Annotated in this window: 9 protein-coding genes; 8 read left to right on the top strand and 1 reads right to left on the bottom strand. The window is 34.2% G+C overall.

All coding sequences use genetic code 11. The features are described 5' to 3' along the window. The first annotated feature begins 337 nt into the window (after positions 1-337). From R2Q59_RS05885 to R2Q59_RS05920, 8 genes are all read left to right on the top strand, one after another. Positions 338-3,673 carry a SusC/RagA family TonB-linked outer membrane protein gene (locus tag R2Q59_RS05885; RefSeq protein WP_316766829.1) on the top strand — a complete coding sequence of 1,112 codons (3,336 nt, stop codon included), beginning with the start codon at positions 338-340 and terminating at the stop codon, positions 3,671-3,673. An 11-nt stretch (positions 3,674-3,684) separates the two neighbouring features. Beyond that, positions 3,685-5,259: a SusD/RagB family nutrient-binding outer membrane lipoprotein gene (locus R2Q59_RS05890; RefSeq protein ID WP_316766831.1), complete on the top strand. Its 1,575-nt coding sequence runs from the start codon at positions 3,685-3,687 to the stop codon at positions 5,257-5,259. Between the two features lie 27 nt (positions 5,260-5,286). Further along, entirely contained in the window at positions 5,287-6,822 is a 1,536-nt protein-coding gene (locus R2Q59_RS05895) for a DUF5689 domain-containing protein (RefSeq protein WP_316784367.1), read from the top strand. 141 nt (positions 6,823-6,963) lie between these two features. Further along, entirely contained in the window at positions 6,964-8,367 is a 1,404-nt protein-coding gene (locus R2Q59_RS05900; protein ID WP_316784369.1) for a calcineurin-like phosphoesterase family protein, read from the top strand. Positions 8,368-8,371: 4 nt separating this feature from the next. Beyond that, a complete protein-coding gene (locus R2Q59_RS05905) occupies positions 8,372-9,277 on the top strand; it encodes a glycerophosphodiester phosphodiesterase family protein (protein WP_316784371.1) in 906 nt (301 codons plus the stop codon). Continuing rightward, positions 9,277-11,427, top strand: a complete 2,151-nt coding sequence (locus R2Q59_RS05910; protein WP_316766840.1) for an alpha-galactosidase — start codon at positions 9,277-9,279, stop codon at positions 11,425-11,427. The genes R2Q59_RS05905 and R2Q59_RS05910 overlap by 1 nt, the downstream gene beginning before the upstream one ends. 10 nt (positions 11,428-11,437) lie before the next feature. Further along, positions 11,438-12,793 carry a glycerol-3-phosphate transporter gene (gene glpT, locus R2Q59_RS05915; protein WP_316766842.1) on the top strand — a complete coding sequence of 452 codons (1,356 nt, stop codon included), beginning with the start codon at positions 11,438-11,440 and terminating at the stop codon, positions 12,791-12,793. Positions 12,794-12,811: 18 nt separating this feature from the next. Further along, positions 12,812-13,504 (top strand): GDSL-type esterase/lipase family protein, encoded by a 693-nt coding sequence (locus R2Q59_RS05920; protein WP_316784373.1) that lies wholly within the window; start codon positions 12,812-12,814, stop codon positions 13,502-13,504. A 57-nt stretch (positions 13,505-13,561) separates the two neighbouring features. On the opposite strand, the gene R2Q59_RS05925 is transcribed toward R2Q59_RS05920, so the two are convergent. Continuing rightward, positions 13,562-14,011, bottom strand: coding sequence for a hypothetical protein (locus R2Q59_RS05925; protein ID WP_316784375.1), 450 nt, complete (start codon positions 14,009-14,011; stop codon positions 13,562-13,564). Positions 14,012-14,020: the final 9 nt, after the last annotated feature.

Here is a 14,020-nt window from a genome sequence, read left to right on the forward strand (position 1 = left end):
CAAGAGGGTTTCGTTTTTGTTAGCAATTCAAATCAAGCTTAGTCTAGCCTAATTTTAATATAATCCAATCATTAAAGTTGTGGCTATTGTATTAAATTCATAGTTTACCTATTTAAAACAGGCAGTTTTCTTGGTAAAAGAAAAATTTATTATTAGTTTCAATTTGTTTTTATATTTTTATATCGAAATATTTAAAAACAAAAATTTAAATAATTCGTAATAGAATATAGTTTCATATTAACCTTGGGTTAATATTGTATTAACGTTGGTCCTATACTTTTGGGGCTTCCGGTAATGAAACTAAAAAAATTGCATAAACTAACCGGATATATTAATTATGAACAAAACATTTACTCAACATGTTGTAGTGCCTAGGCATGCTTTGCGAAGTGAAAGTAAAGTCGCAGAGAAACATCACAAAAAACTTATTACTAATCTCATTTACGGCTCGGCCTTTTGTATTAAGATTTTTTTGTTTGGGATTTTAGCTCAGGCATTGATCTTGCAAACCTCATTTGCACAAACTGCAAATCAAAACGTATTAGTCAAAGGGGTGGTTTATGATGATATAGATGGCCAAACAATTCCAGGGATTACCATTATGGATAATTCTAAAAAAGTATTAGGAGTAACAAATGAAAAGGGAGCTTATTCGGTTTCTGTTCCAAAAGGTGCTTCCATTAGTTTTTCAATGATTGGTTATACTACTATTACTAGAGTTATTTCTGATACCCAGAATAACCTTGTAATTAGAATGAAAGAAAATACTAGTCAATTGAATGAGGTTGTGGTTACTACAGCTTTAGGAATTAAACGCCAACAAAAGTCATTAGGTTTTGCTACTACGACAATTGATAGCACTCAACTTACAAACGCTGTTGCTAACAACTGGACTGATGCCTTGTCGGGAAAGGTAGCTGGTTTAAACTTGGTAAGGTCAAATGGTGGCCCGGCAGGTTCAACTAAAATTATTTTACGTGGTGAGAACAATTTAACGGGAGATAATGAAGCTTTAATCGTTTTGGATGGTGTGGTAATTAGTAATAGTGGGGGTAGACGTTCTGCAAATGCTTCTGACGCTGTATACGGAACAGGTAGTGATAACATGCCTGCGGATTATGGAAGTACCATTAATGATATCAATCCTGAAGATATTGAAAGTGTAACCGTGTTAAAGGGACCTGGTGCTGCTGCTCTTTACGGACAGAGGGGCGCAAATGGTGCTGTAATTATTACCACAAAATCTGGAAGTTCTAAAAGAACTAAAAATAGTGTAAACATTAAATTTACTTCAAATGGTTCATTTGAGGAAGTTAACCGTTGGCCAGATTTACAATACGAATATGGACAAGGATTAGATGGGGCTGCTTACTATTCTTATGGGGCAAGTGCTGATGGTGCAAGCACAAGTGGAACAAGTTCTGCTTATGGCCCAAGGTTTGATGGGCAATCTTTTTTTCAATATGACGGAACAAGGCAAGGTGTTGGATTGACAAGGACACCATGGGTTCCTTTCAAAAATCAGATTAGAGATTTTTTTGATACTGGTTATAACATCACTAATTCGCTAAGTTTAGATGGTAAAATCGGTAAAACAAATGGTCGTATCTCTATAACCAATCAAGATAATACTTGGATTGTACCTAAATCAGGTATGGAGCGTACTTCCGTATCTTTATCTACCACAACTAAAGCTACTGAAGATTTAACCTTTACCACCAAGTTAACCTATAATAACAGATTTAGTGATAATCTTCCTGGCAACGGATATGGTAACCAATCTATCATGTATTGGTTCATTTTTTGGCAACCAAATGCAGATTTAAATGCCATTAAAAATTATTGGGTAAATGGCCAGGAAAATAGGGCGATTAAATATCCATATAGCTCATTCCCAGAAAATCCATACGCTATTGTAAATGAATTCATCAATAGAACAAATAGAGATAACTATACTGGGAACATAGCTGCAACTTATAATTTCTCTAAAAAATTAAGTTTAAGGGTTAGTGCTTCTTTGGACTTGACTAAGGAAAAACGTGCACAAGAGCGTCCTTATGATGCAGGTACAAGGTTGCCGCAAGGTTCTTATCGTACCCAAGATTTGCTTACATATGAGGCAAGTGGCGATTTCTTGCTAAGATATAATACTACAGTTGGTAGAGACCTTAAATTAACAGCGAGTGTTGGTGGGCAACAATTAAGAAATAAATATACTAAAAGAGACCTAAGAGCTGATGGATTAAGAATTCCTAACATCTATAGATTGGATAATAATCTTTACCCATTAATTTCTATTCCAGATACTGCATTATATAGGTTCAATAGCTTGTTGGCTATTGCCAATTTAGAATACAAGGACTATTTATTTTTAGAGTTAAGTATTCGTAAAGATTATAACAGTGCATTGGCTACACCAACAAGAACAGATAATGTTGGTTTTTCTTATCCAGCTGCTAGTTTAGCGTTCAGTGCTTCAGATTATTGGAAACTTCCTAAAGCTATTAGTTCTGCCAAGCTTAGATTCTCTGCTTCACAAGTAGGTAGTGGTGGTACAACCCCTTATAGAACAGCTTATAATTATCAATTAGCTGCAAATGGCATTTATCCTGACAGTGCTTTAACTAATCCAGGGCTTTTACCAAACGTTAATTTGAAACCACTAAAAACCACGACCTTTGAATTCGGTGCTGAAATGAGCATGTTAAAAGGTAGATTAGGGTTTGATGTAGCTTATTATTTAGGACATACCAACAATCAAATCTTAACCCGTATTGTAGATAGATCTTCTGGTTTTAACAGCGCTATCGTTAATGCAGGTCAAATCAATAACTCCGGAGTGGAAGTTGCCATAAATGGAACACCAATATCTGCTAAAAAGAAAGGTGGATTTAATTGGAATAGTAATATCACTTTTGCTACAAACAAGAATAAAATTATTAGTTTGCCAGATAGTTCGATTATTATTGGAACTGGACCAATAGCAGGTGGGCAAATTGTTGCTAAAGTTGGTGGAAGTATGGGCGATTTATATGGAAGAGGATATGTTCGTTCACCAGATGGTCAGGTTGTGTATGATGCAACTACCGGTTTTGCTAAAATTACTGATGATGTAATTTATTTGGGTAACACTACTGCAAAATATAAATTTGGTTTCCAAAATACCTTTAGTTTAGGAAACGTGAGCTTAGGCTTATTGTTCGATGCTCAATTAGGAGGAGTAGCTCATTCACTTTTAAACTACAAAATGGTTGAACAAGGGAAACTACAAGTAACCGTTCCTGGTAGATACAATGGTATTGTGGGTAATGGTGTAATTAGAAATGCTGATGGTTCTTACCGTAAGAATGATGTAATTACATTTGATATTGATGAATACTATCGCTCTCATATGGGTGCTGATAATGCTGAAGGTAGTACTTTTAAAACTGATTTCATCAAATGGAGAGAAGCTACTTTGAATTGGAAAATCACAAATAGATGGATTAAAAATACAGGCTTGTCATCTGTAACAATAGGTGTTTATGGACGTAACCTTTTCATCTGGTCTCCATGGCCAATGTTTGATCCAGAGTTTGGAACATTGAATGGTTCTGATATTTCTAAAGGTTTTGAGATTGGTCAACTGCCGTCTACAAGAACGTTTGGATTTAATTTATCAATAGGTATTTAATTTTTTTAAGAATGAAAAAGATAATATATAAAGTAATGAGTGTAATGGTGGTTGGTATCACTTTGCTTTCATCTTGTGACAAGGGATTTGAAGAAGTAAATACAGATCCCATTAACATTAGAGAGACTACAGCTAATAAACTCTTGGCTCCAGCGCTTGTAAATTCACTTGCAGCTGGAATGCTCAGAAACCGTAACTTTAATAATGAATTAATGCAAGTTACCGTGTCTATAAGTGATGGAGATGCAACGGTATTTAGGTATGAATATAGAAGGTCAATTGCAGATTACTTATGGAATTCATGGTATGTTCAGCTTACTAATTTTAAAGATATGTACAAGCTAGCAGGTGAGCCAGATCAAGCTAATAAATCATATCAAGGAATTTCACTGATTTGCCAAGCTTGGTTATATTCAAATTTAACTGATACTTATGGTGATGTACCATACCTTCAATCTGCTCAGGGTAAAGAAGGAATTTTAGAACCTGCATTTGATAGACAAAAAGATATATATAACGATATCTATAAAAAGTTAGAAGAAGCTAATACCTTACTAACCGCTGGCACAGCTATTACAACGGCAAGCGATCCTGTTTTTGCTGGCAACGTGGCGAGATGGAGAAAATTAGGTAATTCACTATATTTAAGATTGTTGTTAAGAACTTCTGGAAAATCTGAAGTTTCTGCTGTTAACATTGCAAAAATTAAGCAAATAGTTGAAAACCCTACAACTTATCCTATCATGACTAGTAATGCTGAGTCTGGTGTATTAAAATGGTCTGGTGAAATTGGAACGGGAGCGTATGTTTCTCCTTTTGTAAACAACGTGAGAGCACAAGATTTTAGAGCACCTGCAATTGGAAGTTTCTTTATAGATCATTTAAGAGATTGGCAAGATCCACGAATTGATATATCTGCCTCAAGCGGTTATCCAGCAACTGGCCAAATTAACAGATTTGGTATTGCTCAAGGATCATCTGGTTTTGTGGGTGTGCCGAGCGGTTATGCTGTTGGAGCGGGTGTAACAGTACAGTCTTATTTCTATGCAACGGACAATACAGTATCAAGTGTTGCAATTGGAGCTAGATCTTTACAACAATCTCCATTAACAGGGATTATAATGAACTACGCAGAATTACAATTCATTTTAGCTGAGGCTGCATTAAAGGGGTGGATTACTACAGGGACTGCCGAATCATATTATAATACAGGAATAGCAAGTTCAATAAATTATTGGGTGCCTTCATTCCCAGCTTCAGCAACTGATGCAAAAGTAATTAGTTATATCAATAATGCTGATATTGACTGGAATCCCGCACTATCAGTTGATGGTAAAATGGAACAAATTCACTTGCAAAAATATTATGCATTATTTTTGGTAGATATGCAGCAATGGTTTGAATATCGTAGAACTGGTCACCCTGTTTTACCTAAAGGCCCTGGTTTAAGAAATGGTGGGGTAATGCCTGCGAGGATGACATATCCTGTATATGTTGAATCGGCTAATCCAACAAACTATAAGGCAGCAGTTGCTGCGCAAGGTGCAGATGAGATTTTTACTAATGTTTGGTGGCAAAAACCTTAATCATATTAGATTTATAAAATTATTACGATGAAAAAAATAATATTAAATAGCCTCATTTTACTTTCGATCGCTTTAGCGTGGTCTGGATGTAAAGATGATAATTATGGAAATTATCCAGGCGGAAATGTGAGCTCGTTTATTCCGATGTTTGATTTAAGAAATCTATATAAAGGATCAGATGTAAGCTTAACTAATCCAGTTATGTTTGGTTCTGATAGCATCAGAGGGATTGTTGTTTCAGATCACACCTCAGGTAACTTGCCCTCAGGACTATTAATCGTTCAAGATAGACTTCGTTTAGGTCAATTGAGAGGGATAGCAATTCCTGTTGGTACAGAAGCCGCTAAGTATGTGTCTGGAGATTCAGTACATGTTAAAATTGCAGGTGGTTTATTAAAAAGAGTAGATGGAATTTTACAAGTTTTAAATATTTCTGCTGGAGATGTTAAAAAGAAAGGTTCAAATAGACCGATTGCTGCAAATCGTGTGCCTAGTAGTTTTATCTTGACAGATCCAGGTAAGTATGAAAGCACATTGGTTTCCATTGTTAAAGGAACTTATAATCCTCCATTGGCTCCAACCGATGTATTGTCTGGAGATAAGACTTTAAATGATGGTTTTGAAAATATCACACTTCATACAGAGGCAAGTGCAACTTTTGCTAATGTGAAACCACCTTTCTCTGGGAATTATACAGGTATAGTTATGCTCAAATCATCAACTGATGGAAAATTAGTTCCTCAAATAAGATTAAGAAATGCTACTGATATCACTACTTTAAGCTCTACTGTAGATGTTCCAGAAATGGTAATAACTGGTTATATAGCTGATGTTATTGGTGGTGATGGTAACTATGAGTATGTTCAATTTAAAGCGACAAAAAACATAGATTTTGCAGTAACTCCTTTCTCACTTGTTACAACAAATAATGCAGGAGCTTCAACTCCAGCAACCTATCCGGTTACAGGTTGGGCGCTTGGAGGTTTAAGAACTTTTAAATTTAACTTAACTTCGGGAACTGTTGCTAAAGGCGAATTCTTTTACGTAGGTGGTGCAGGTAAATTAATAAATGGCGCAAGTTCTACTAGTATGGCATCTTCTAAGTGGATAAGGTCATTTAACTATACCACAACAGATGGTGATGGATTTGGAACTAAAAATGGAGGTATCTTTGCGAATAGTGGTAATGCATCTGGAATGGCTGTGTTTAGGGGTACAAATGTTGTAGAGTCATCTCAACCAATTGATGTGATTTGGATTGCAACTGGTGGTTTGTTGTATCAAGCTGGTCCACCTGCTTATGGTTATCGTGTTGGTAATACCGATTTATATGATGCAATTGACCCTATCACATTAAAACCTCAACCTTTTTATAGACAAGGTACAAATACAATTAGTTTTATTTATACCACTGCAGATTTGGGCTACTTCAATCAATTAGGAGGTATTTTTGATACTACATTAGGTAAATGGGTTAAAGCAAGAACACAGAAATCTTTTACCTTAACTAAAACCTCTCCTTTAAGTGCAATTGAAAATGCTGAGTCAACTGAAATAAAATAATAAGTATAAATAATTTATATATAAGCCCAGAACGCTCATTTTTATAATGTAATGTTCTGGGTTTTTTTAAAATCATCCCATTAGGTAAGAAATTGTTTTTAACGGTTTCATTCTAAATTAAAATAGTTTCAAAAACTAAAAATGAATAGAAGATCATTTATAAAAGAAGGCAGCTTATTAGCCACTACATTATTTGTTAGTTTAAAATCTTATCCATTTTCGTTATTCGATGCAGATAATAAAATCTCTGGTAGTATAACTAGTAATGGAAAAGGAGTTGCAAATGTTGTTGTTTCTGATGGTTTTAATGTTGTTAAAACTGACAAAGACGGCAATTATATCATTGAAGTTAATACGCTAGCCAAATTTGTATGGTTAAGTACACCATCTGGTTATGAGTTTAAAACAGATAGTTATTTAGCTAAGCATTATCAAAATGCAAGTGCTAACGCTAAGTTAAATTTCGAGTTAAAAGCATTAAAACAAAATGATAATAAACATAATTTTATCATTTGGGCAGACCCACAAGTAAAAAACAAAAAAGATGTTCAGAAAATGATGTCTGAGTCTGTGCCTGATACAAAAAAGGTTATTAAATCTTTAGGTAACGCACTAGTTCATGGTGTTTGCGTGGGCGATATAGTTTGGGATAATCACGAATTATTTGTTGATTATAACAAAGCGGTAACTGAAATGGGCATTCCATTTTTTCAGGCACTAGGTAATCATGATATGGATTATCGCATGGGTGGCGATGAAACATCTGACAAAACTTTCCAAGAGCATTACGGACCAACTTATTATTCGTTTAATAGAGGTAAAGCTCATTATGTAGTTTTAGATGATGTCAGGTACCTGGGGATTGAACGTACCTACGATGGTTTCATTTCTCAAGCTCAATTAGATTGGTTGGCTAAAGATTTACAATTTGTTCCAAAAAATGCATTAGTTATCCTTTGTGCACACATTCCAATTCATAATGCTGTTAAAAATAATGAAGATTTATATAAAGTATTAAATGGCTTTACAAATGTTCATTTTATGTCTGGCCATACACACTATAACAAAAACACTATAAAAAATAATATATACGAGCATAATCACGGTACTGTATGCGGCGCTTGGTGGACTGGCCCTATATGTGAAGATGGTACGCCTTCAGGTTATGGTGTTTATGAAGTTAATGGAACTGACCTGAAATGGTATTATCAGCCTACTGGATTAGAAAGAACAAATCAGCTACGTATTTATGTGGATGAGTTAACAAATCAGAAAAGATTAATTGTCAATGTTTGGAATTGGGATCCGCAATGGAAAGTAGAATATTTCCTAGATGGAAAATCGTTGGGAGAGATGGAGATACATAAAGGATTTGACCCAATGTCGGTTACCTTATTTAAAGGCGATAAATTACCAATGGGAAGAACTTTTGCAGAACCAAAAATGACTGAACATTTATTCGTGGCACATTTTGAACCCTCTATTAAAAAAGTAAAAGTTGTTGCAACCGATAGATTCGGTGAAAAATTTATCGCAGAAGCATAATATTATGAAATTAAATATCTTATTCAGTTTTTTGACTGTAGCTTTAGTAAGTGGTTGTAGCCAATCAACCCATCAAAAAAATATGCAAAATGTGAGTTTCCCTTCTTTCAGTGCCGAAGCACATCGAGGTGGTAGAGGCTTAATGCCAGAAAATACAATCATCGCCATGCAAAATGCGATGACAATGGAGCGTATCACCACCTTAGAAATGGATACACATATTACTAAAGACAATAAAGTTGTGGTAACGCATGATGATTATTTAAGCCCAGGTTTTATGTTGACTCCTGAAGGAAAAGAAATTCCGAAAGAGGACGCTAAGAAGTATGCCATTTTTCAAATGAATTACGATTTGTTAAAAACCTTTGATATCGGCACAAAAGTAAATACAGGTTTTCCTCAACAAAAGAAGGTTAAAACCTTTATCCCTCTATTATCAGATTTAATTGATGTTGTTCAGGCTGATATCAAGACAAAAGGGAAAAAACAACTCTTCTATAATATTGAAACTAAATGTGACGTGGCTGGAGATAATGTCGTTAATCCAACACCAGAGATTTTCGTTAAATTATTGATGGATGTAATTGAAAGTAAAAAGATTACACCTTTTGTAGTTATCCAATCTTTCGACAAAAGAACCATTCAAATCATCAATCAAAAATATCCAGGTGTAAAAACATCCTTCCTGGTAAGTAATAAAAAAACATACGAGGAAAATATAGCTGATTTAGGTTACAAACCATTTATTTTAAGTCCTAATTACAGTATGGTAAATGCAGAATTGGTTAAAAAGGCTCACGCTGATGGAGTTAAAGTTGTGCCTTGGACTGCAAATGCAACTGAAGAAATTAATCGTTTAAAATCTTTAAAGGTTGATGGTATTATATCAGACTATCCAAATTTATTATAATGAATAAACTGTTTTCTTTATTTCTAATATTCGCGTCTTTAAATTTATTAGCACAAGAAGTTACAACCATAAAAATATCTGGTAAAGACACAGAGTTGATATTTAAAGTTGGTAACAACAAAAGAATTTATCAAAGTTATTTTGGTGTTAAACTGGCGGATGAAAGTTACTCAGACAAAAGATTTGAAGCATATCCCGCAGGAGGAATGGAATTTGAATTTGAGCCAGCCATACGTGCTGTTCATACAGATGGAAACCCTTCTTTAGAATTAAGGTATGTTAAACACAATGTTCAAACAAATGTTGATGGTTCTACTCAAACTGACATATTTTTAAAAGACCAAATTTATAATACTGAAGTTGTTTTACATTACTTGGCTTATTCAGCACAAAATGTTTTTAAAAATTGGGTAAGCATTAAAAATGCAGAGAAGAAAGAAATTATTTTAACTAATTATGCTTCTTCGATGTTGCACTTTAACGCAAACAAATATTTTCTAACTCAATTTCATGGCGATTGGGCAAAGGAAATGAACATGCAGGAGCAGCAATTAACAAGTGGAATAAAAATTATCGACAGTAAGTTAGGAACGAGAGCTAATAAATATCAAGCACCTCACTTTTTCTTAACCATTGGTGATGAACCTTCAACAGAAGATACCGGAGAATTAATTGCTGGTACCTTGGCTTGGACTGGAAATTTTAAATTTTCTTTCGAACTTGATAATAGAGATAATCTTCATATCGCAACTGGAATTAATAATTATGCTTCAGAGTATCATTTAAAACCAGCAGAAACTTTTACTACTCCAGCATTTATTTTTACTTATAGCAATAAGGGAAAAGGATTAGCAAGTAGAAATCTACATACTTGGGCTCGAAAATTTGCAGTTTTAGATGGTGAAAAAGGAAGATTCACCTTGTTAAACAATTGGGAAGCAACAGGATTTAAATTTGACCAGCAAAAGATAGTTAACTTGTTCGATGGAGCTAAAAGCTTAGGCGTTGATTTGTTCTTATTAGATGATGGATGGTTTGGAGAAAAATATCCTCGTGATAACGATAAAACGAGTTTAGGTGATTGGATGGTTGATAAAAAGAAATTGCCAGATGGCGTTTCTTATCTAGTAAAATCTGCAACTGAGAAGGGAATTAAATTTGGAATTTGGATTGAGCCTGAAATGGTTAGTCCGAAAAGTGAATTATATGAAAAACATCCAGATTGGGTATTAAAATTGCCAAACAGGGCAGAAAACTATCAACGTAATCAATTGGTTTTAGATTTAACGAATCCAAAAGTTCAAGATTATGTTTTTAAAATAGTAGATGATTTATTTACAGAAAATCCAAACTTGGCTTACATTAAGTGGGATTGCAATAGAACCATCACAAATGGATATTCAAGTTATTTGGGTTATAATCAATCTCATTTATATATAGACTACACAAAAGCACTTTATTCAGTTTTAGAAAAGATTAGAAAGAAATACCCTCATGTACCAATCATGCTTTGTTCTGGTGGTGGCGGTAGAGTAGATTATGGCGCAATGAAGTATTTCACAGAGTTTTGGCCAAGTGATAATACCGATGGATTAGAAAGGGTGTTTATCCAATGGGGATTTTCTTATTTCTTTCCTGCAAATACAATTGCTAATCATATTACTAGTTGGGGCAAGCAGTCTTTAAAATTCAGAACAGATGTAGCCATGATGGATAAATTAGGTTATGATATTGATGTAGCTGAATTTACAAAAGACGAGTTATTGTTTAGTCAACAAGCAGTTGCTAATTACAAGCGTTTTAGCCCTACTGTTTATCAAGGTAATTTATATCGATTGGTTTCTCCTTATGAGAATAATAGAGCAGTTTTGATGTATAGCGACGAAGCGAAAAACAATGCTGTTTTATTTGCTTACAATTTGAGTTCTAGATACAGGGAGTTTTTTAATCCAGTTAAATTGCAAGGTTTAGACCCATTAAAAAAGTATAAAATTAAAGAGATAAATTTAATGCCTAATGTTAAATCTGCATTGGCAAGCAATGATAAAATTTACACAGGCGAATATTTAATGAATGTTGGTATTGATGTAAGTAAAACCAACTCAGAGCCACTTACAAGCGTGGTTTTAGAAATAACTACAACTAACTAAATATATATAAATGGGACTTTTTCCACCACCGGCGGCGCATATACCTCGTTTGCCAGAAGATAAAATTAAATCTATCTATAGTAAAGAACGTATCAAAGTATTTATCGGAATTTTCTTTGGCTATGCTGCTTATTATTTTGTCCGTAAGAATTTTTCTTTTGCTATTCCAGAACTGCAAAAACTAGGTTTTAGTAAAGGCGAATTAGGTATAGCTGCGTCAGCACTTTCCATAGCATACGGTTTTAGTAAATTTTTAATGGGGAATATATCCGATAGGAGTAACGCTAGGTATTTCCTTTCTATCGGTTTAATATTATCTGCCTTTACCATGATTTTTATGGGGGTTATCCCATTTGCTACTTCATCAATTGCAATTATGTTTGTTTTGATGTTTATAAATGGTTGGTTCCAAGGAATGGGCTGGCCAGCTAGCGGTAGGGTAGTTGCACATTGGTATTCTATCAGAGAAAGAGGAACGGCAATGTCTGTTTGGAACTTAGCGCACAACATAGGAGGTTTTTTAGTAGGACCATTAACAGTGCTAGGTTTTGAGCTTTTTGCTGATTACCATGGTATGCTATATTTTCCTGGATTAGTAGCAATTCTATTTGCAATATTAGCTTTAGTGTTAATTAGAGATACACCACAATCAGTTGGTTTACCCCCAATTGAAGAATACAATAATGATTATCCTAAAAGTTATAATGCTGCAACGCAAGAAAAAGAGTTTTCAGCCAAAGAAATATTCTTAGAATATGTTTTAAACAATAGACTACTTTGGTTTATAGCTATTGCAAATGCATTTATATATTTAGTTAGAAACGGTATCATTAATTGGGCACCAACATTTTTGCAAGAGGTTAAGCATTATACAAAAGGTGAAGCTGCTTGGGCTTCTGGCGGTTACGAATTAGCTGCAATACCAGGAACTTTACTTTGTGGAATAATTAGTGATAAAGTATTTAATGGAAGAAGAGCGCCAGTAACAATCATTTATATGGCAATGACACTAGTTGCTGTATTGGTTTATTGGAAAAGTCCTGATTCAAATCATTTAGTTCAAAATGCCTCACTTTGGGCGATTGGCTTTTTTATTTATGGTCCAGTAATGTTAATAGGTGTACAAGCTATTGATTTGGTGCCGAAAAAAGCAGCAGGTACAGCAGCTGGCCTAACGGGATTATTTGGTTATTTTATTGGAGATTTATTAGCAAATGCTGCCTTAGGAAGATTAGTTGATAAACAAGGTTGGGATGCGAGTTTTATGGTAATAGCCGCCTCATGTTTAGTTGCTATTTTCTTTACATCATTTACATGGAATAGGGAGAAGAAAAATTTAGCTAACCTTACTCCATTATCTCATTAATTAATAAATTGCATTGATATGAAAACACAGTTTAATAAAATATTAATAACACTCACCTTACTTTTAGTAGTTTCTTTTACTCAATTAAATGCGCAAACTGTAAAATGGGATAGTACTTATCGCCCCGGTAAGTATAAGGAAATTGTAACCAAGTGGAAAACCGAAGAAACCTCAAAAAAGGATTATGTCTTTTTAGGAAATAGTATTACAGCAGGCACTGATTGGGCTAAATTGCTAAATCTTCCTCAAGCAAAAAACAGAGGTATTTCTGGCGATATTACTTACGGAGTTTTAGAACGTCTGCAAGATATTATTGATGGAAAACCTAAAAAGATTTTTATCCTAATAGGGATAAATGATATTTCTAGGAACATTCCTGATAGTGCAATTTTAAGTAATTACAAAAAAATAGTAGATAGGATTAGAAAAGGTTCTAAGAAAACTCAAATCTATTTTAATACTTTATTACCTGTTAATGCTTCATTTGAGAAGTTTAAAAATCATTATGGTAAAGATGACCACATTCTTTATTTAAATAGTGAGATTAAGAAGTTGGCTGCAAAAAATGTAACGGTTATAGATTTGTATTCACAATTTTTAGATAAGGATAACCATTTAAGAGCAGAGCTGACTAAAGATGGTCTTCATCTTATTCCAGAAGGATATAAGGTTTGGGCAGATTTTTTAAACTCTACGGGTTATCTCAAATAATATAGACGGTCATTAAAAGTAAAAAGGTCTCGAATTATTTTTCGAGACCTTTTTTAATTAATTATTATTTGCTGGTGGAGGTGGAGGAGGAGTTCCATTTCCAGGTCTTGGGCCTCTCGGACCTTTACCACCTTTTCTGTCTTTCATCTTATCTTTCATCTCTGCACGAGAAGCTTCTAAAGTTTTTTTCTGGTCGGCAGTTAAGATAGCATCCATTTTATCTTTAGAGGCCTTCATATAAGCTTTACGCTCTTCCATCTTTCCCTTCATTGTACCTTCATCAGCCTTGCGCCATTCTTCATTTTTCTTAATGCGATCTAATTCAATTTGTTGAACTTTTTGTTTTTGATCGGCAGTTAATGAAAGTTTTTGCTGTAATGCTGTAGCTGCTTTTTCGGCTCTTTGCTCTGGTGTCTGATTTTCTCTTCCAGTTCTTTCACGTTTTTGTGCATAACTTGCTGTAATTCCCATTACAACCAAAGCTATTGTGTAAAGTATTTTTTTCATCTGTTTAAT

The sequence above is a fragment of the Pedobacter frigiditerrae genome (assembly GCF_032678705.1).
Classification (GTDB): Bacteria; Bacteroidota; Bacteroidia; order Sphingobacteriales; family Sphingobacteriaceae; genus Pedobacter; species Pedobacter frigiditerrae_A.

What these genes read in the sequence shown, in the direction of transcription:
- R2Q59_RS05885 (WP_316766829.1), top strand. Translation starts at nt 338, where the DNA reads ATGAACAAAACATTTACTCAACATGTTGTAGTGCCTAGGCATGCTTTG.
- R2Q59_RS05890 (WP_316766831.1), top strand. Translation starts at nt 3,685, where the DNA reads ATGAAAAAGATAATATATAAAGTAATGAGTGTAATGGTGGTTGGTATC.
- R2Q59_RS05895 (WP_316784367.1), top strand. Translation starts at nt 5,287, where the DNA reads ATGAAAAAAATAATATTAAATAGCCTCATTTTACTTTCGATCGCTTTA.
- R2Q59_RS05900 (WP_316784369.1), top strand. Translation starts at nt 6,964, where the DNA reads ATGAATAGAAGATCATTTATAAAAGAAGGCAGCTTATTAGCCACTACA.
- R2Q59_RS05905 (WP_316784371.1), top strand. Translation starts at nt 8,372, where the DNA reads ATGAAATTAAATATCTTATTCAGTTTTTTGACTGTAGCTTTAGTAAGT.
- R2Q59_RS05910 (WP_316766840.1), top strand. Translation starts at nt 9,277, where the DNA reads ATGAATAAACTGTTTTCTTTATTTCTAATATTCGCGTCTTTAAATTTA.
- glpT (WP_316766842.1), top strand. Translation starts at nt 11,438, where the DNA reads ATGGGACTTTTTCCACCACCGGCGGCGCATATACCTCGTTTGCCAGAA.
- R2Q59_RS05920 (WP_316784373.1), top strand. Translation starts at nt 12,812, where the DNA reads ATGAAAACACAGTTTAATAAAATATTAATAACACTCACCTTACTTTTA.
- R2Q59_RS05925 (WP_316784375.1), bottom strand. Translation starts at nt 14,011, where the DNA reads ATGAAAAAAATACTTTACACAATAGCTTTGGTTGTAATGGGAATTACA.